This window comes from Neomoorella stamsii (genome assembly GCF_002995805.1).
GTDB lineage: Bacteria > Bacillota > DSM-521 > Neomoorellales > Neomoorellaceae > Neomoorella > Neomoorella stamsii.
The window spans coordinates 1-17,970 of record NZ_PVXL01000054.1 but is presented as its reverse complement, the minus strand read 5'-3'; the positions used below and the strand labels follow the sequence as shown (position 1 = coordinate 17,970).

16 protein-coding genes and 1 pseudogene are annotated in these 17,970 nt (G+C 49.3%); 12 read left to right on the top strand and 5 right to left on the bottom strand.

Annotation, left to right across the window (positions count from 1 at the left end; genetic code table 11):
• The first annotated feature begins 566 nt into the window (after positions 1 to 566).
• The 4 genes and pseudogenes from MOST_RS12050 to MOST_RS12035 all read left to right on the top strand — a co-directional run.
• The gene (locus tag MOST_RS12050; protein ID WP_054935841.1) at positions 567 to 881 is read left to right on the top strand and encodes a hypothetical protein; all 315 of its coding nucleotides are present in this window, start codon (positions 567 to 569) and stop codon (positions 879 to 881) included.
• 29 nt (positions 882 to 910) lie between these two features.
• Positions 911 to 1,186, top strand: coding sequence for a hypothetical protein (locus MOST_RS12045; protein ID WP_054935840.1), 276 nt, complete (start codon positions 911 to 913; stop codon positions 1,184 to 1,186).
• Between the two features lie 15 nt (positions 1,187 to 1,201).
• Positions 1,202 to 1,447 carry a hypothetical protein gene (locus tag MOST_RS17080; protein WP_054935839.1) on the top strand — a complete coding sequence of 82 codons (246 nt, stop codon included), beginning with the start codon at positions 1,202 to 1,204 and terminating at the stop codon, positions 1,445 to 1,447.
• 134 nt (positions 1,448 to 1,581) lie between these two features.
• A pseudogene (locus tag MOST_RS12035) lies at positions 1,582 to 2,028 on the top strand (CoA-transferase); the annotation flags it as partial.
• 106 nt (positions 2,029 to 2,134) lie between these two features.
• Here MOST_RS12035 and MOST_RS12030 read toward each other — a convergent pair.
• Genes MOST_RS12030 through MOST_RS12020 form a run of 3 tightly spaced genes read right to left on the bottom strand, consistent with a single transcriptional unit; the run spans position 2,135 to position 4,291 of the window.
• Positions 2,135 to 2,833, bottom strand: a complete 699-nt coding sequence (locus MOST_RS12030) for a DUF1638 domain-containing protein (protein ID WP_054935837.1) — start codon at positions 2,831 to 2,833, stop codon at positions 2,135 to 2,137.
• Positions 2,834 to 2,851: 18 nt separating this feature from the next.
• Positions 2,852 to 3,517: a cobalamin B12-binding domain-containing protein gene (locus MOST_RS12025; protein WP_083476481.1), complete on the bottom strand. Its 666-nt coding sequence runs from the start codon at positions 3,515 to 3,517 to the stop codon at positions 2,852 to 2,854.
• Positions 3,518 to 3,568: 51 nt separating this feature from the next.
• Positions 3,569 to 4,291, bottom strand: coding sequence for a GntR family transcriptional regulator (locus MOST_RS12020; RefSeq protein ID WP_054935836.1), 723 nt, complete (start codon positions 4,289 to 4,291; stop codon positions 3,569 to 3,571).
• Between the two features lie 214 nt (positions 4,292 to 4,505).
• Here MOST_RS12020 and MOST_RS12015 point away from each other — a divergent pair, with 214 nt between their 5' ends.
• The 3 genes from MOST_RS12015 to MOST_RS12005 all read left to right on the top strand — a co-directional run bounded on the left by MOST_RS12015 (position 4,506) and on the right by MOST_RS12005 (position 8,706).
• Positions 4,506 to 5,132, top strand: coding sequence for a cobalamin B12-binding domain-containing protein (locus MOST_RS12015; protein ID WP_054935835.1), 627 nt, complete (start codon positions 4,506 to 4,508; stop codon positions 5,130 to 5,132).
• Between the two features lie 67 nt (positions 5,133 to 5,199).
• A complete protein-coding gene (locus MOST_RS12010) occupies positions 5,200 to 6,345 on the top strand; it encodes a uroporphyrinogen decarboxylase family protein (protein ID WP_054935834.1) in 1,146 nt (381 codons plus the stop codon).
• Positions 6,346 to 6,567: 222 nt separating this feature from the next.
• Complete coding sequence (locus MOST_RS12005; RefSeq protein ID WP_083476480.1) at positions 6,568 to 8,706, top strand: sigma-54-dependent Fis family transcriptional regulator; 2,139 nt, start codon at positions 6,568 to 6,570, stop codon at positions 8,704 to 8,706.
• Positions 8,707 to 9,291: 585 nt separating this feature from the next.
• On the opposite strand, the gene MOST_RS18020 is transcribed toward MOST_RS12005, so the two are convergent.
• Both MOST_RS18020 and MOST_RS18590 read right to left on the bottom strand, forming a co-directional pair.
• On the bottom strand, positions 9,292 to 9,618 hold the full coding sequence (locus MOST_RS18020; RefSeq protein WP_422879889.1) for a transposase: 327 nt from the start codon (positions 9,616 to 9,618) through the stop codon (positions 9,292 to 9,294).
• Positions 9,578 to 10,054: an IS110 family transposase gene (locus MOST_RS18590; protein ID WP_054935831.1), complete on the bottom strand. Its 477-nt coding sequence runs from the start codon at positions 10,052 to 10,054 to the stop codon at positions 9,578 to 9,580. Before MOST_RS18590 ends, MOST_RS18020 begins: the two co-directional genes overlap by 41 nt.
• Positions 10,055 to 10,513: 459 nt before the next feature.
• Here MOST_RS18590 and MOST_RS11995 point away from each other — a divergent pair, with 459 nt between their 5' ends.
• The 5 genes from MOST_RS11995 (at position 10,514) to MOST_RS11975 (ending at position 17,732) form a co-directional block, all read left to right on the top strand.
• Positions 10,514 to 12,769, top strand: a complete 2,256-nt coding sequence (locus MOST_RS11995; RefSeq protein WP_208974797.1) for a molybdopterin-dependent oxidoreductase — start codon at positions 10,514 to 10,516, stop codon at positions 12,767 to 12,769.
• A gap of 23 nt (positions 12,770 to 12,792) precedes the next feature.
• The gene (locus MOST_RS11990) at positions 12,793 to 13,128 is read left to right on the top strand and encodes an oxidoreductase (protein ID WP_054935830.1); all 336 of its coding nucleotides are present in this window, start codon (positions 12,793 to 12,795) and stop codon (positions 13,126 to 13,128) included.
• 444 nt (positions 13,129 to 13,572) lie between these two features.
• The gene (locus MOST_RS11985) at positions 13,573 to 15,810 is read left to right on the top strand and encodes a molybdopterin-dependent oxidoreductase (RefSeq protein WP_054935829.1); all 2,238 of its coding nucleotides are present in this window, start codon (positions 13,573 to 13,575) and stop codon (positions 15,808 to 15,810) included.
• A 55-nt stretch (positions 15,811 to 15,865) separates the two neighbouring features.
• Positions 15,866 to 16,201 carry a 4Fe-4S dicluster domain-containing protein gene (locus MOST_RS11980; RefSeq protein ID WP_054935828.1) on the top strand — a complete coding sequence of 112 codons (336 nt, stop codon included), beginning with the start codon at positions 15,866 to 15,868 and terminating at the stop codon, positions 16,199 to 16,201.
• A gap of 160 nt (positions 16,202 to 16,361) precedes the next feature.
• Complete coding sequence (locus tag MOST_RS11975) at positions 16,362 to 17,732, top strand: MFS transporter (protein WP_054935827.1); 1,371 nt, start codon at positions 16,362 to 16,364, stop codon at positions 17,730 to 17,732.
• The last annotated feature ends 238 nt before the right edge of the window (positions 17,733 to 17,970 follow it).

Sequence of the window (17,970 nt, the reverse complement as noted above, 5' to 3'; positions counted from 1 at the left end):
CCGAGGTCCTGGAACTGGTGCCGGAGGGGGAGTCCTTTGACTTCAGCAAGGACCTCTTCCCCCGCTTACTGAAAGATAAAAAACCCCTCTATGGGATAACCCTGTCCGGCTACTGGTGCGATATTGGCATGTTGAGCACAAATATATCCCAAACTCTCCCCGGCTAAAGCCAGGGGGATTTTGCCGGTACCAGCCGCTCTCAAAGCCCGAATGGCTCATCGATAAAATTCCCGTCAACGAACTGCAGCTCCAGACCGCATGCGCATACCAAGCTGTATGTATCAGCGGTAGGGTAAAGGCTGTTGCTACACTCGGGGCATTTAACCGGAACAGTTTCTCTTATATCAATAACCTCAATGTAATTCAGAAGGAGAAGATTGAGTGATAGTTGCCTGTAGACATTCGGAATTAAAATGTTTTTTAAGCGTGTTTTTTAAGCGTATACTGCCGACAATCATTAACGTCTTGCGAATGGCAGGGTCATTTTTTTATGTCTTCAAAAGTAAACTCCATCAGCTCGCGTCTGTCAAGGGAAGCTCTTTATACTGATCGGGCTGTTTAATAACTTGAACTACTACGCCTATGATTTTAGATTTAATATCCTTAAACGTATATGTCACTGTATTTTGGATTTGCCGCCCCTTGATATAACGATATGGCGCAGTTATTTTGAAGGCGCTGGTAAAATTGTCCTGGCATTGAGTTCGGCTCTTTTAACAGGCATGGCGCTGCTGGCGGTTAAAACTATTCACTCAAATGATTTAGAAAGAATGAGGGTTATGCTGTTGACTGCTGGCCTGTTTATTTCGGTTTTTATCCTTGCATTCCTGCTGATAGTACCTACAGGTGAATATGTAACCTCACCTTTAATGTTGTTTTAGAGAGTCTCAACAGACGTATAGAGGAAAAATTGACTGAAGGCGATAAAAGCGAAAGGCTTTCAGCTATGGGCCGCAGTCCAGATGTTATAAAAGTCATCCTAATAGTTGGCTCAGGACTGGCTCTGGTTGGAGGTTTTCTTTTTTTTAAATTTCTTGGCATGTTAGCTTTACTGATAGCTGCTGCCTTTTTTATTGCCGGTATTGGGATAACCCAGTTAGTCGAAAATGAGTTTAAAAGGTGGCAGAATAAAGTACTTTCTGGAATATCAACGTTACTCAATTTTATGCCTGTTTTCTTGAAGTAGGAAGCGTTACTCCACGTGAAACACATAGCTCATCACTTCCTAATTTTGTCATTTGACATAAGACCCTGCTATACCTTAAATCAGCACAACTTGAAAAATAAGTACAGCGATGAAACCGGCACTTTAAAAGACCTGACCTGGGTTGTAGGCGCGGCGGTAGTAACGGCGCTTATAATCGTAGGGGCTACCCTCCTAGCCAATATTCTACTCAATTCGCCTCAATTCGCCCTCAAGCAGCACGCCTTCCAGAAGACGGACTAACCCATCTATAATTTAAATACCGGCGTAAAGTGAGATGGGATTCTCATACTCTCCTGGTATTAACTTCAGATGCAGATTGTTCAATTTGCAACCATGGAATTATTTTGGGATGAATTAATGTGAGGACCTACAGCATGGGACCGGTACCGGAAGCCGGGCAGGAAGATGGGGACATAGTGGATGCCGGGGGACGGCCCGTAACCCTTCTTCCCGGGGCGGCCTGTTTTGACAGCTCCTTATCCTTCGGCATGATCCGCGGTGGGCACGTAGATGTCACCGTACTGGGCGCCCTGGAGGTAGATGAGAAAGGCAACCTGGCCAACTGGATGATCCCGGGCAAGCTGGTACCCGGCATGGGCGGCGCCATGGATTTGACGGTGGGAGCCAAGCGGGTGATCATAGCCACCGAACATAATCTTAAAGACGGCAAACCGAAAATAGTAGAACGCTGCACCCTGCCCCTTACAGCCGCCAGTGAAGTAAACCTCATTATCACCGAACTGGCGGTCATAGAAGTCATCCCCCAGGGCCTCCTCCTCAAGGAGATCGCCCCCCATACCACCGTCGAGGAAGTGCAGTAGCGTACCGGCGCCAGGCTCCACATTCCGCCGCAGGTGCCCTTTATAGAAGTCGATTAATTATACCTTTCCTGAAAAGCGTAGAGGCAGTCTGGCAACGGGCTGCCTCTTAGTAGCGTACCACCTCTTCAGCTCCGGAAACTTCCTTCCAATCCAGCCGGAAATCCTTTAAAGTCAGGGGTTTGCCCGGAGGTAACACAATAAAATCGTCGTCCCAGGGACCCCATAGAAGTTTTTTCAGATAATCCAGGGAACCTGGAACCACTTCATGCTCCAATCCCATCTTCTGGGCGAAAGCTAAAGACTCCTTTACGCATTGCTCTAGAGGGAACGCCCCCGTGTCAATAAGCACAAGCCGGCGGTAATGGCCCATGATGGTGTGCATTATGCGGGAAGCCCGTTTCTCCCCGTACCGGGCTACACAGCGCTCGTACTCCCGCATTATGTTGTTTTCATACACCATCCACCCCCGGGTGAGAAAATAGCACGCCGTTCTTCGCGTAAACTCCAGCCTTCTCTTTACCGAACCCAGAAGCAGAGATATGCAGTCATCAACCCGTGGTACAACAATATGGGCCTTCGGCGAAGAAAGCCCCAAAAGAGCGTTGCCGCAATAGCCAAAAGCCAGAATCACGGTATCCACATTATCAAGGTGGGTTATCTCATCCGTCAGCCTTTTCTTCAACCTCTCAGGATAATTATGCAGGCCGGATTCTATCCAAATAATCGGATACTCCACCTGCATTTCCTCAAGGAGCTTATTTACCTCGTCGCTGATAGTCTGGCAAGCAACGATAACTTTAGCCAATTTCTTTTCACTCCTGCCTTATCCATGCCCATTCTTATTCCATCTCCAGCTGTTATGCATATTCCCTATTAGAAGCTCTTGACAGAGCCTGGCCCCTTCGATACAGGTTTTTACCCAGTAATCGGCCCGCGTGTAACTGCAAACCTCTTCATTGACCAGCCCTCCTATGACGACCACCGGTTTCTGCGGCAACAAACGCTTCTCCATAAGTTCTACGGTATTTTTCATAGAATCGTAAGCATCAGAAATAAGGCCGGACAAACAAAGAATAGGGGCGTGGGTCTCTTTGAGGACATCTACAAAGTGTTCTGGGGGAACGTCCACGCCAAGATCCAGCACCCTTATGCCGAACTGGCGCATAGTCACAATAGTAATGTTCTTGCCTATATCATGGATGTCCTTTTTCACCGTCCCAAAGACCACCTCCGGTGGACCCTGGAAAACTTCGTCGTTCCTTCTCCCAAGGACGATGCGCTGGGCTTCTTTATAGATCTCTGCCGCCATTACCAGATCGGCCAGAAAATATTTGCCTGAACTGTATAGTTCTACCACCATCTCCAGGCCCTTTCTTACATCTTCCAGTACGGAAAAAGGGTCCAGTCCTCGCTCCAGGGCATGGCGTACCAGGGCCAACGCCTTATCTTCATCAATTTTTACCACAGCCGAGACGAGGAGCTTATGCAATCTATCCCTTCTCCCCACATTTTGCTATCCTGTCAATTATTTTATCTAAGATTACCCGGTCCGGGAAGTAGCCTTAAGAGTCAACCTATCCCCCCTGGCCATCATCCTTGACCAGCCTACAGGCCGGCCATCCTTCAAGCGAATAAGCTGTTCCAGGCAAAGGGCGGGATGGCCCTCCTCCACCTCCAGAAGTTCTGCCTCTTCACACCGGATGGTACAGGCGTAAATCTCCAGGCTGCTCTGCACGAGAAAGATCTCCCTGTACTGAGCTATTACCTCGGGGAAAGCCGCATAAGCAATCTCTTTTTCCAGGAGCGGCATGCCCTTTATATAAGGTAAAAAGCGAAAATCTACCGCTACAGGTCCCTCATCTGCATAAAGCAACCTTTTTACTTTTATTACCTTCGTTCCTTTCTTTATCGCCAGCCTATCCGCCACTATTTCGTCCGCAGCCGGTATCTCCAGATTAAGAAGTTTTACTTTAACCTCTTTATCTTGACCCAGCAGATGCTTGTCGGAAAAAGGGAGTATTAGGGTACCGGCTGAGGGGGCGGTAACAAAGGTGCCCTTGCCTTGGACGCTCTTCAAATAGCCCATGCGTACCAGTATTGTCAGGCCCTGGCGTACGGTCATGAGGCTAACTCCATAAACCTCCGCCAACCTGTTAGCCGGGGGAATGGCGTCGCCCGGTTTTAGCTCACCGCTTTCGATTTTTTCCCTTATATCCTCGGCCAGGCGGTAGTAAGCAGGTAGATATTCGTTGCGTCCTTCCAAAAGCCCATACCTCCAACCCTAACAGTGGCGTAATAATATATATAAATTATATAAGACTAGTACAATCACGTCAACGTTCCTTGCGGGCATGGAGAATCTATATAAAAAACCATTCTCCTATTGATTCAGATAGACTAGTCTTATATAATTTATATAGATAATCTTACCACATAATTCTTATAAAGTTCCCTAAGATTTAAAGGAGGAAGCACAAATGGCCACGCCCCTGAATGTACTTTTAGCAGATCTCATGGAAGAAGAAGTAATCGAGGGAGTCCGGCAAATGCTGAGCGAGGGTTTAAATCCCCAAGAAATTTTTGCCGAATTGCAGAAGGGTATGACCGAGGTAGGAGAACGATACCAGGGCGGAGAATATTTTTTACCGGAGATGCTCATGGCCGCAGATATTTTTAAAACGGCCTCCGGGCTGATCCAGGAGAAAGTAAAGGTTGAGAGCGGGCCGAAACTGGCCAGGATGGTTTTGGGTACGGTGGCAGGAGATATCCACGATATCGGCAAAAACATAGTCTCGCTTATATTTTCCAGCAACGGGTTTGAGGTTATAGACATAGGGGTAGACGTCCCGCCGGAACGCTTTGTGGCAGCGGTAAAGGAGTACAGGCCGCAGCTAGTCGGGCTTTCCTGCCTTCTAACGGTGGCGTTCGACGCTATGAAGGCCACGGTAGAAGTTTTAGAGAGAGCCGGCCTCAGGCAAGATGTGAAGATACTTATCGGCGGCGGTTCGGTAACGGAAGAGACATGCCAATATGTGGGGGCTGATCGCTACTGTCCCGATGCTCCCGCAGGGGTGAGGATCGCGAAGGAAGTGTTGGGGATATAGGTGCTGTTTGAGAAGAACCGATGGGCCTTTAGCTGAGCAATATATACTTCCTGAAGGAGGACGGAGCATGGCACTTGAGCTTTATGAGGAAAGGCTTAAAAGGATTGAAACGGCTGCCCATTTGGGGAAGCCCGACAGGGTGCCGGTTGTATTAGGCATTGAATATTTTGCCGCCCGCTATAAGGGAATGAAGATGGCGGAATTTATATGGAACACGAAAAAAGGTGCGGCGTTGATCCTGGAAACCGCCCTCGAGCTAGGGGTAGACGGCCTTCTCTCTGCCATGCCAGTATCTCCCGTGGCAGCGGTTGCGGCTGTTTTTCCCACGAGGATTAAACTGCCCGGCAGGGATCTCGGCGAGGATGAACTCCTGCAGTTTAACGAAGCAGAGCCTTTAATGGAAGTAGAAGATTATGACTTCATAATAAAACACGGGTGGAAAGCCTTTTTTCCCAAACTGCTAGAGCGTTGTATAGATTTTATGCCGCTAAAAGAAGCCCTTGCGCAATTAGAGGCGCTGGGGGAACTGGCGGTTACGGTGAACGATTGTTTTAAAAAGGCGGGAATACCTGTTATTACAGGCGGTGGGATAGTCCCCCCAAGCCAGCTTTTTTCCGCTGCCAGAACTATAGGGGAGTTTTTCAAGGATCTGCGGAGGTACCCACAAAAGGTAATAGATGCTATGGAGGCAGCTCTACCTGATGTTGTAGAAACCGGTCTAGCGGCTGCCAGGTCCAGCGGTATTGACCGCCTGATCTTTGGCGCCACAAGGGAATGCGGGGGTTTCGTATCGCTGGCGATGTATGAGCGGTTTTTCCATCCCATTTTCCTGCGCATAATTAACGCTTGTGTTAAGGCCGGTTGTGAAGTCTTGTTACATTTTGATTCCGATTGGACCAAAAATTTGGGCTATTTAAGGGATTTTCCGGCGGGCAAGTGTATCCTGCATATGGATGGTTCCACTGACATTTTTAAGGCAAAGGAGGTACTGGGAGGCCATATGGCGTTAAAGGGGGATGTCCCGCCCAGCCTGCTGACCATAGGTACCCCCGAAAAGGTAGATACTTATTGCCGGCGATTGATCGCAGAGGTAGGCAGGGAAGGGGGATTTATCTTGGCGCAGGGATGCGGGGTGCCCATTAACGCTAAAATAGAGAACGTTAAGGCCATGGTAGAAGCGGCACAAAAATATGGGGTATATAGCTGTAATTGAAGGGGCGCGAGGCATAGGTTTAGATGGATGGGCCGGGAGTTGGTTAAAATCTAATAGTTTTATCTTGTCCCTTGTGATATAATAAATTTATAAAAGCATCTACATTCACTATTTCCTGCAAATCCTGAGGAGGTGATGGTGTAAGGGGGGGTTATAAGATCCTGTAAATTTGATTTTGCCCTCTTAGCCTTTATAATTCACTGAGGGAGAGAGGACCATCCTATGATGCCTTTGGAGAGTGTGCGGAGTAGTGTTTGGAAGAAGGAAGTCTTCGTGCCCAAGCTTCCCATTTCCGTAATCAAGGAGTTGGTCCGGCAGGAGAAGGCTGCTGCAGAAAAAATTCGCAGGCTGAAGCTGGAAGTAATCTATAACCGTGTTGAGCCGAGTCTGATCTCCCTGGTGTCGCCGGAAATTATCGATTCTTGGAAGCGATCCCGAACTTACGGCCTCGATCCCTTCCAGTTCAAACCCCGTCCTGTTTTAGCTGGTTTATCGTGGCAAAATGTTTTAGCCAGGAAAAAGCCCCTCCTGCAGGTTACGGACGCCTATTTAGAGCGGGTAATCAGCCTGCTGGGAGAGAATCGCTGGTGTATATTTCTTTCCGATGAAAACGGCGTGATCCTCCGGGTAGTTTCCAGTAAAGATAGAGCAATGAGAAAATACAACGAAAAGTATCAATTAATCCCCGGTGCAGTATGGACAGAGATGACAGGAGGAACTTGCGCCAATGGATTGTGTATAATCCTGAACAGGCCTATCCAGTTGTGGGGCCCGGAACATTATACTGAGCCCGATTGGGGTCTTGTTACCTGTTCGGCGGCGGGTATTTTTGATTTCCCGGGCAACTTGATTGCCACCCTGAGCTTAAGTACGGATTCCTATTTGCGCCGCTATTCGGAAAGCCTGAGCCTGGTAGTGTCCATCGCTTGTGCCATTCAGAATAGGTTAGAAAACATGGAAGAATATATTGATTATTTTTCATCTCTTTCTGAGGAACAGCGTCAAGCAACTATTATAATTAATAGGCAAGGTATTATTACTTGTACTGGTATTCAAGTAAGGAACATATTAAAAAATACCTTAAATAAAGTACCCAAAGAATTAGAGGGTTTGTCTCTGGGAGAAGTTTTCAGTAAACGATCCCTTTTCGATGCTGTACTGCAAAAGGGAGAAAAACTCGATGACGTAAAATTGAAAGTTGGAGATAGAGAACGCTCTTATATAATTTGCTCGGTATGGCCGCTTAAAGATAAATTGGAGAATATAACCGGTTGTTTAGTTGTCCTTAAGGAAGGCGAGAGAAAAAGGTATGCCCCCAGCCTGAAAAATCTTCCGGAGGATGCTACGGGGGCAGAATATATGGCCGGGGATTATGAATTCGAGAAGATTATTGGAAAATCTCCCAAGTTGTTAGAGGCTATAAATATAGCCCGGAGGGCAGCCTGCAGAGGCGACGGTATCCTTTTGGAAGGCGAGAGCGGGGTAGGCAAAGAGGTTTTTGCCAGGTGCATTCATAATCTAAGTTGTCCCGCAGGACCCTTTGTCGCAGTTAATTGTGCCGCCCTGCCCAAAAGCCTTATTGAAAGCGAGCTTTTCGGATATGAAGGCGGGGCGTTTACCGGGGCAGACCGGAGGGGTCGACCTGGTAAGATCGAACTGGCTCACGGCGGCACTTTGTTTTTGGACGAAATTGGCGATATGCCGTTAGAGATCCAGCCGGTGCTGCTGCGGGTTTTGGAGGAAAAAAGATTGATGCGCGTAGGCGGCAGCCGGTATATCCCCGTGAACTTTCACCTGATCGCGGCTACCAACAAAGATCTGCAGGAGCTGACAGGAAAGAAAGAATTTCGTTTGGACTTATACTATAGGATCGCGGTATTTAAGATACCCATACCCCCCCTAAGGGAGCGCGGGTCGGACATACTGGAACTGGCAAATCATTTTCTAAAGGAGATTGCCCGGAAGGCAGGACTTCCGGTGCCGGTGCTGAGCAAAGCTGCGGAGGCCAGGCTACTGGAGTATGACTGGCCGGGTAATGTGAGGCAACTGGAGAATGCCATGCTCTATGCGATTACCATGTGCCAGAACGGCATGATTAACGTCGAGGATCTCCCCCTGGAAATTCAAGGAGGGAAAGAAAAAATTGTTGCTTACTGGAAAAATATTGAAGGGATGAAAACCCGCCGGGACGATGGAGCCATTAATACTATCGTAGAGAAGAAAAAAGAGCTGGAGAGAGAGATTATTGCCGAGGCTTTAGCCCAGACAAACTATAGTGTTTGTAAAGCTGCAGCCATGTTAGGCTTAAGTAGATCAACATTGTATAGAAAGATAAAGGAATACAATCTCTTGCTGCGGTAAGATAAAAGGGCCTTTTTAAAGGCTTTTTCTTTTTGGTTTATCTATGCTGCGATAATTTAAAGCCATGTCCCATGATTAAGATCTAATGTCTCTTAATTGAGACAGAAAGCGATGAATTAATGCCTGGATAAAGGACCCCCGAAGATCCTGGAACCCTAAATAAGGCCTAGAATATCACACAAATTTTCCGTTCACCCAAGGTGTTCCCTGGAGAGGCGGAAGGCTGGTATGATTTTTGCATGTTATTAATGTAAATAAAGTATACCTTGCCTATTTATTGAGCAAAAAGGATGGAGGTAGCAATTATGTGTTTTCGTCCCCCTATTGCAGCCAGGCCTATAAAATGTCCCAAGTGCGGCGCCATCAATCCCGTGGTAGCCAAGGTATGCAGTAAATGCCAGACACCTCTAGAAGAAAAAAAGGTAGATGAGGGTGCCAAAAAAGGCTAGACCCGCGGTAAAATGTCAAGACGCTGAATTGGAAATTTTAATGTCTCAAAATGTAATAAGGTAATAAGAAACCAAGCGGTAAATCAAAACAGTAATTACCAGCGCAAACAGTAAAAGTAAGTTGCAAAAGAAGTATTTAACCTAATCTCCTTTGCCGGTAAATTTGGCCCTCACTCAGCAGCGTGAAGACCATGCGCACGAGCTTGCGGGCAGTCAAGACCAGGGCACGTTTATGGTGATGATGCCTGGCTTCGGTAAATTTCTTACGGTAGAACGCGGCATATTCCGGCTCCCGCACCCGGACGGAATTAGCCGCCTCAATGAGGTAGTACCGTAAGTAATAATTACCGGACCTGGTGAGGGGGATATCCTCGGCAGAAAACTTGCTGGACTGATGTTGCCGCCAGGTTAGGACCGCGAATTTAGTAAGGGCATTTGTGGTTCTTAAACCTGGAGATGTCACCAATTTCGGCTATTATGTCGGCAGAGTAAACTGGCCCGATACCAGGAACAGTATCTAACGTTTGGGGAATGGCTTTTAGTTCTTTAGCAATGACCTGGTCGATTTTCTTCTGCTGGGTTTCAAAGAAGCGGATGGTTTCCAGGGACATGGCCAGGGTAACATCAACAGCATCCCTATCAAAAGCCGAGAGTTCAGGAGCCTCATGCAGGGCCTGGGAAAGGTGCCACCAATAGAGGTTAGTGGCCTCCATGCCAATCTTAACCTTATCAGCATCAAGTAACTCAGCTTCAGCAACAATCCTTTCCACAAGCCTTTCAGCCCCGGGGAGGTCGTTGGAGACGCTAAAACCGCAGACATCTTCACCGGTATCATCAAGGATGCGGACCACATTGGTGTCGGACCCTATATCGATACCGACAAAAAGGGTTTTACCCATAGCGAAAACACCTCCTTTCCCGGGAAAATAGCGAAGTAAAAATTGGGGTATCCCTGGGAACCCGGCGTAACAGCAACCTTGCTGATGAGCACCGACCCTTAAGAGATTGGTGCGCAGCTCCTTGCTGAAGGGAGAACCTCTAAAGGGCGTGCGACCCGCGCGTAAGCGGTTGCCGCCAGGCCCGGGGAGCAGTTTTAATAAGCACTTTAGGAAGTGCAGGAGGTGTTGAACTGCCCCGCCATCGGTTCTACCGTGATTGTCCCAGAGGATACCTCAAAGGTCAAACACTTTTTATGACAAAATAAATGACCAACTAGAAATTTAACCGTTGGTCATATCATACAAGGGGGAAAGATGAAGAAAGGAGGAAGAAATAAAAGAAATTAGTTTATAAAATACATCATAGAAAATGAAATTATTTTTATAGAAACTATTTGCACAACAAGGAGGGAATGAGGTGTGGCAAGTGTGGCACTTTATTATAATAAGGCATCAGAATGGAAGAAAACCCTGGCGGACGGCACGGAGGTAATTAGAACCTGCGCCTGGTCACCCCCCGGTTGTCACGGGGTGGGTTGTGGGCTTAGATTGTATGTTAAAGACGGGAACTTGGTAAAGGTCGAGGGAGATCCGGAGCACCCCATTACCAAAGGTAGACTATGTGTAAGATGCCTGGCCTTGAAGGAATATATCTATCACCCTGACCGCCTTAAATACCCGATGAAGCGTACCGGCAGGCGGGGAGAAAATAAATGGGAAAGAATAAGCTGGGATGAGGCGTACGATATAATCATCGCCAAGACCAGGGAAATAGCGGCTAAGTATGGACAGGAATCTATTATAGTATTCTGCGGTACCGGTAGACAGGCCGTCAGATTCCAATATGCGTTGGCCACCATGGCCCTGGGTACCCCGAACGTATGCTACAGTCAGAGCGGATGGTCGTGTAAGGGACCAAGGGATACGGCTTGCCTTTATCTCCTTGGCGCAGGTTACACTGAATTCGATTATGCCGCCGGTCTTCCCGGGCGATACGACGATCCCGAGTTTGTATTGCCCAAATATGTATTGCTATGGGGTAAGGAGCCCCTGCGCTCTAATGCGGATGGAACTTGGGGGCACGCCCTCATCGAAATGATGAAGAGGGGCACCAAGGTCATCATGGCAGACCCGCGGATGAACTGGCTGGCCACACGGTCGGAACATGTTATGCGCTTACGGCCGGGTACGGACACCGCCCTGGCACTGGCTCTGTTGCATGTTATTATCAACGAGGGACTTTACGATCGGGAATTTGTAGAAAAGTGGACCCACGGCTTTGAAGAGCTGAAGCAACGGGTCCAGCAGTACCCGCCTTCGTGGGCGGCTGAGGTCACGGAAGTACCTGAAGAACAAATAATCGAAGTGGCGCGAATCCTGGGTACCGCTAAACCTTGGGGCCTTTGCATGGGTTTGGCCTGTGACCAGAATCCCAACGGTGTCCAGCTTACCCATGCGTTAATTGCCCTGGCGGCGATTACCGGCAATCTGGATGTGCCCGGCGGCACCGTGGTGGGCAGACCCATGGTGATGGATTTCGGTTCCAATGCCCCCTTACCCCAAGAGCTTATGGATAAGGTTATCGGCCAGAAAGAATACCCGGCGTTAGCCCTATTGTTGAACACCACCCACCCGGATCTTACCCTGGATACCTTGGAAACCGGCAAGCCTTATGAGCTCAAGATGGCCTGGATCAGCAGCACCAATCTCCTGGCGCCCACTAATTCGGCCCAACCGAAAAGATGGTACGACGCCCTGAGGAAACTGGAATTTATTGTGGCTACCGACACCTTTTTCAATCCCACGATAATGGCTTTGGCCGATTTAGTTCTGCCCCTTTCCACCTTTGCGGAGCACGATGGGATTGTGTTAAACCATCAGGGCGGAACCATGGGCATTATTGGGGCCATCAATAAAGCCATAAGGGTAGGCGAATGCAAGTCCGATCTGGAAATCGTAATGGAGCTCGGCAAGCGGATAAATCTGGAAGCATTTGCTGGTGAAAAATGGGAGAATACGGAAAAATACCTTGATAACGAGCTGAAATATCTGGGAATGACCTTTAATGAGTTGCGGGAGAAAGTATGCGTCCAGCAACATATACAGTATTACAAACATGAGAAGGGGCTTATAAGGCCTGACGGCCAGCCGGGTTTCAACACCACCACCGGTAAAATAGAGCTGTACAGCCTGATGTTAGAAGCCCTAGGGGAAGACCCGCTGCCGTATTATGAAGAACCGCGCTTCAGCCCCGTCAGCCGGCCGGATCTGGCCAGGGAATATCCCTTAATCCTCACCACGGGAGCCAGAAATTACGCCTATTTCCATTCGGAGCAAAGGCAGATACCGAGCCTGCGCGAGCTGGTTCCCGATCCGCTGGTGGAAATCCATCCCGAGACTGCCGCAAAATTGGGCATAAAAGACTGCGATTGGGTTTGGATTGAAAACCTCTGGGGTAGATGCAAGCAAAAAGCCAAGGTTACGCCTATAGTTAAGCCAAATGTGGTGGCTGCCGCCCATGGCTGGTGGTTCCCGGAGAAGGAGGCTGACGCTCCCAGCCTCTTCGGTGTATGGGAGGCCAACGTCAACTGCCTTATTCCCCATAAAGAAATAGGGAAGCTCGGCTTTGGCGCTTACTACAAATCCATTCCTTGTAAGGTTTACAAGGCGGATTAAACGGGCGATTGGAGGAAGTGAACATGGCAAAATACGGGTTGATGATCGATTACGAATACTGTTCGGGCTGCCAGAGCTGTGAAGTAGCCTGTAAAAATGAATTGGATCTGCCTTTGGGGAAATGGGGAATCAAGGTGCTCCAATTGGGGCCCTGGGAGCTGGGACCCAAGAAATGGGAATGGGATTATATTCCCGTGCCCACGAGTTACTGCAACCTGTGCGAAAAGAGGCTGGCGATGGGGGAAGTACCTTCCTGTGTCCTTCATTGCCAGGCCGGGGTAATTGAATTTGGCCCGGTGGAAGAATTGGCCTCCAAGATGACAAAGAAAGGCAAGAAAGTCACCATGTTTATTCCTTAAAATCCCGTCCACCTTAAAACTTCTTAGTAGGGACGTCTTCAAAAAACTTTGGAAGGCGTCCCTTTACTGTTTAAGCTTTTTTGGAGGATGTCTGGGCAAAGGCCCCGTCTCACGATTAAGATTATAGTCTCATAATTAAGACGGAAAACAACAAGGGCCGAATGGATTTAGCAGAGGAGATAGTTCTGGGGAATGCCTAAAAGCAAGGATTTACGGCAACATTTTCCCGCTCCGGCGGATGCCCGGCAGATATAGAAGCCTGGTATAGTTTTTGCATGGAAAATTATCAGTAGAGCCCTATCTAAGGAATTCTCCAAAGAGGAGGTGAAGAGGCGTAGTTGTTACTACCAATGTATTGCCGTAAGGGTCGGTAGGGGGCGCAGACATTAAAAAGTAACCCCTCAACAATAATATTATTACAATTTTTAGGAAAAGGGGGATATTATGCAGACAACAGCCAAGCCATGGACCTATGAAAAAGACGGGTACACTGTTGTGCGAACCTGTGCCTGGTCGCCGCCCGGGTGCCACCCGGTGGGGTGCGGACTGCGATTATATGTTAAGGATGGTAGGCTGGTAAAGGTTGAAGGGGATCCCGAACACCCTATCAGCCAGGGGAGATTGTGCATAAGATGCCTCACCCTGCCGGAATATGTGCATCATCCCCAGCGCATTATTTATCCCATGAAAAGGGTAGGGGAGCGCGGCGAGAACAAGTGGAAGCGCATTTCCTGGGATGAAGCATACGACATCATAGTAGACAAGATTCAGGAAATAAAAGAAAAGTACGGGCCGGAAGCGATAGTCCAGTTTACCGGTACCGGCAGGCAGACGGCCTTCTACGACGGGCCCATGGCCCATGCCGTAATAGGTACCCCGAACAACTGCTATGCTCATAGCGGCTTCTCCTGCTTGGGACCAAGGACGGCGGTCACCTCCTACGTTCTCGGTGCCCGCTATCCAGAGGTCGACTATGCCGGGCAGTTCCCCGAACGCTACAACCATCCCGGCTGGCAGCCGCCCAAATATCTAATCATCTGGGGAAGGGATCCGCTTAAGTCGAACCCGGACGGTTTTTATGGGCATTCCGTGGTAGACATGATGAAGCTGGGTACCAAGCTTATTGTGGTGGACCCGCGGCTGACATGGCTGGCCTCCAGGGCAGACGTCTGGCTCCAGGTGAGGCCTGGGACGGATACGGCTTTAGTGCTTGGTATGCTTAATGTGATCATTAACGAAGAACTTTATGATAAGGAATTTGTAGAGAAGTGGTGTTACGGTTTTGATAAGCTGAAGGAGCGCGTCCAGGAGTATCCGCCGGAGAAGGTAGCCGAGATTACCTTGGTACCCAAGGAAAGGCTCATTGAAGCTGCCAGGAAGTTTGCCACCAGCAAGCCGTCGTCCATACAATGGGGCCTGGCCACGGACCAGAAGCCCAACGGTGTGCAAATGGCCCACGGCATCCTGGCCTTAATGGCCATAACCGGCAACATCGACGTGCCCGGCGGAAATATTATAGGGTCTATCCCCCTGATCCTGGCCATGGCCGCCCTGGAGGAAAAGCTGCCGGAAGAAGTTCGCCAGAAGACCATCGGCAAGGAAGAATACCCGGCCTTTTTCGGTGCCCTTCCCGTCTCCCACCCTGACCTCACCCTGGACGCCATGGAGACGGGCAAGCCTTACCCGATAAAGATGGCGTGGATCAAGAGCAGCAACGTTATCGCCTGCCCAACTGCCGCCCCGGACAGGTGGTACCGTGCCCTAAAGCAAATGGAATTTGTGGTGGCCACGGATACGGTAATGACGCCCACAATTTCGGCCGCTGCCGATATATTCTTGCCGCTTTCCACTTTTGCAGAACATGACGGTATCGTGGCTGTCCTTTTCGGTGAAGTCGGCATCCTGGTGGGCGCCATTAATAAAGCTCTTCAGGTCGGGGAGTGCAAGTCGGATTCGGAAATCCTGCTGGAGTTGGGGAAGAAGCTCAAACCGGAACTCTGGCCGTGGCTGAACGTCCAGACCATGATTGAGGAATTGATGTTGAAACCGGCCCTGGGTATAACCTTTGAGGAATTGCGGGAGAAGGGCTGGGTCCATGTACCCTACGAGTACCGCAAGTATGAAACGGGCAAGCTGCGGCCGGACGGAGAACCTGGCTTCTTGACGCTGACCGGCAAGATCGAGCTGTATTCCACGGCCTTTGAAGGTTGGGGCGAGGACCCGCTGCCTTACTATGCTGAGCCGCCGTACAGCCCTTATAGTACTCCGGAACTGGCAAGGGAATATCCCCTCATCTTAACAACAGGAGCCAGGATGTGGGGTATGTTCCATTCGGAACACAGGCACATCCGGACCATCCGCGAGATCCACAGCGATCCTATCGTAGAGATCCATCCGGAGACTGCCGCACAGCTGGGTATCAATGACGGCGACTGGGTGTACATCGAAAATATGTTTGGCAGATGCAAGCAAAAGGCGAAGCTGACAGCTGGTATTCATCCCAAGGTAGTCCATGCCCAACACGGGTGGTGGTTCCCTGAGAAGCCGGCCGAGGAGCCCAGCCTGTTTGGAGTGTGGGAAGCGAATATCAACCTCCTGGTACCTCACGAGTGCATTGGAAAGCTCGGTTTCGGTGCACCCTTCAAATGCATGATCTGTAAAGTCTACAAGGCCCAGGATTAGACAGGTAGAGTATTTGTATCCCCCGGTAAAGAGAATAGCGATTGGAGGGAGCGATATGGCCCGTAACGGTTTGTTGATCGATTATGAGTTTTGCACTGGCTGCCATAGCTGCGAGGTCGCCTGTAAAAAGGAGCTTGATCTTCCGGTGGGGAAATGGGGGATTAAGCTAACCGAGATAGGTCCCATGCAGATCAACGCCGATAAATGGGAGCTCGATTATATTCCCATCCCGACCGAGTTCTGCAATCTGTGCAGTGAGAGGGTGGCAAAGGGGGAAAAGCCGGCCTGCGTCCACCACTGTTTGGGGAAAGCCATGGAATATGGTCCGGTGGAGGAACTGGCATCAAAGATGGCGGCCAAGGGGAGGAAAATGGTGCTCTTCGTTCCTTAAACGATAGCTGGTAAGGTCAGTCGACTAAATTGGGGGGATATAAATGGGTTGCCATCTAAGGGGGCCGCCGGGGCAGTTTCAGCCTTCAAATGTATTTGCCATCCCGCTATAGCTCCATATAGCTACAGGAAAACCTCAAAGAAGCCCGGAGGTGTCGACAGTGGCAGAGAAACTGAAGGGAAGTATTATCACCCTGTTTTGCATCGGCGAAATCGGCATGGTACTCATGAACGGTATGGGCCTCAACTTCTTTACCTTTTATCTTACCGATGTAGCTATGGTCAGTGCGGCTCTGGTGGGTACGATCATGCTCGTCGGCAGGATCGTGGATGCGGTATCCGTCCCGGTAGTAGGAGTCCTGGTGGAAAAGGTAGAGATGCGCTGGGGTAAATACCGCTCATGGCTTATCGTGGGGCCCTTTTTTACAGCAATCTGCTTCATTTTAATGTTTTCCAATCCCGGCCTTGATACGGCAGCAAAAGCCCTCTTCTTCGGCATTGTCTTTACTTTGAGTAGTGTTTTCCTCAATATCCCGTACACCTCACAGTCTGCCCTTATCCCCGTTATGGCCACCGATGTGGATGATAGGGCGCGGCTGTCCGCCCGGCGTATCCAGACTTTGGCGGTCGGCCAGCTCATTGGCGGTATGGTTACCGTTCCCCTGGTTCTCTGGCTGGGCGGTGGCAGCGAGGCCCAGGGTTTTCTGCCGGCCATCATCGTTTTTGCAGTGCTGCAGATCCTTGGTTACCAGTTAATGGCAAGCACTTCTAAACCCTTTGTAGCCGGCCGCCGTATCACAAGTGGGGAAGGGATAGTCGGCCTGGGTGATATAATCAGACAGGTCTCGTCTAATCCCCCCCTGCTGGTGTTCGGGTTGACCGAGTTCTTCAAGAATTGTACCTGGCCGATCATTTTTGCTATCGGACCATATTACTTCCGGTATGTGGCCAACAATATGGCCCTACTGACCGCATTCCTTACCGGGACTACCGTCGCCAAGCTGATCGGGGCAGCCATCGGGGAAGGCATGGCCCGGAAGATGAGCAAGAAGACGGTGTATATCGTTGGAATGATAGTAATGGCTTTATCCCTGGTGTTAGCGCGGGTATTCGCGAGTAGTGCGGTTTTGTTTACCCTATTTGTTTCCCTCGCCTTCGCCGGGGAATATATCAGCCATTCGGTTAACTTTGCTATTTATGCAGATACCACCGTATATAGCGAATGGAAGACCGGAAAACGGGCCAATGCAATCGTCATGTCCGTATTTCCTCTTACTCTGCGCATAAGTCAGGCCATTGCAGGAGCATTAACCGGGTTTGTCCTGGCTATGATAGGATATACCGGCGGCACCCAGGTCAGTTTGGAAATGGGCCTGCGCATCAGCAGTGTAGGTACGCTCATCCCTGCTCTTTTTGCCTTGCTGGCGGCAATAGTGATGTTTTTCTACAGCTTTACCGAAGATAAAGTGGTAGCATTGGAAAAGGAAATTAATGCGAAAAAGGGCGGGCCGGTACCTTCAACTAGTGCTTGAACCCAAAAGGTAGGCCGCCATCGAGTTGGCCGGCGTACCCGGCATCACTAGCGTTGCATAAAAATCTTTAACCCATTGCAAGGCAATATATGGTAGTTGATTAAATGTAATACCTACATTTCGCGAGGCAAGATTACCAAATTAGGAATTTATTCCATTTCTGAACTTGGAAGGTACTAGCAACAACTACGTAATGCTTTCTGGCTCCATTGATTAAGAACCTGATGATAATCAACAG

Coding starts and splice junctions, on each gene's coding strand:
- MOST_RS12015 (WP_054935835.1), top strand. CDS start 4,506: ATGGCCACGCCCCTGAATGTACTTTTAGCAGATCTCATGGAAGAAGAA.
- MOST_RS12010 (WP_054935834.1), top strand. CDS start 5,200: ATGGCACTTGAGCTTTATGAGGAAAGGCTTAAAAGGATTGAAACGGCT.
- MOST_RS12005 (WP_083476480.1), top strand. CDS start 6,568: ATGATGCCTTTGGAGAGTGTGCGGAGTAGTGTTTGGAAGAAGGAAGTC.
- MOST_RS18590 (WP_054935831.1), bottom strand. CDS start 10,054: ATGGGTAAAACCCTTTTTGTCGGTATCGATATAGGGTCCGACACCAAT.
- MOST_RS11990 (WP_054935830.1), top strand. CDS start 12,793: ATGGCAAAATACGGGTTGATGATCGATTACGAATACTGTTCGGGCTGC.
- MOST_RS11985 (WP_054935829.1), top strand. CDS start 13,573: ATGCAGACAACAGCCAAGCCATGGACCTATGAAAAAGACGGGTACACT.
- MOST_RS11980 (WP_054935828.1), top strand. CDS start 15,866: ATGGCCCGTAACGGTTTGTTGATCGATTATGAGTTTTGCACTGGCTGC.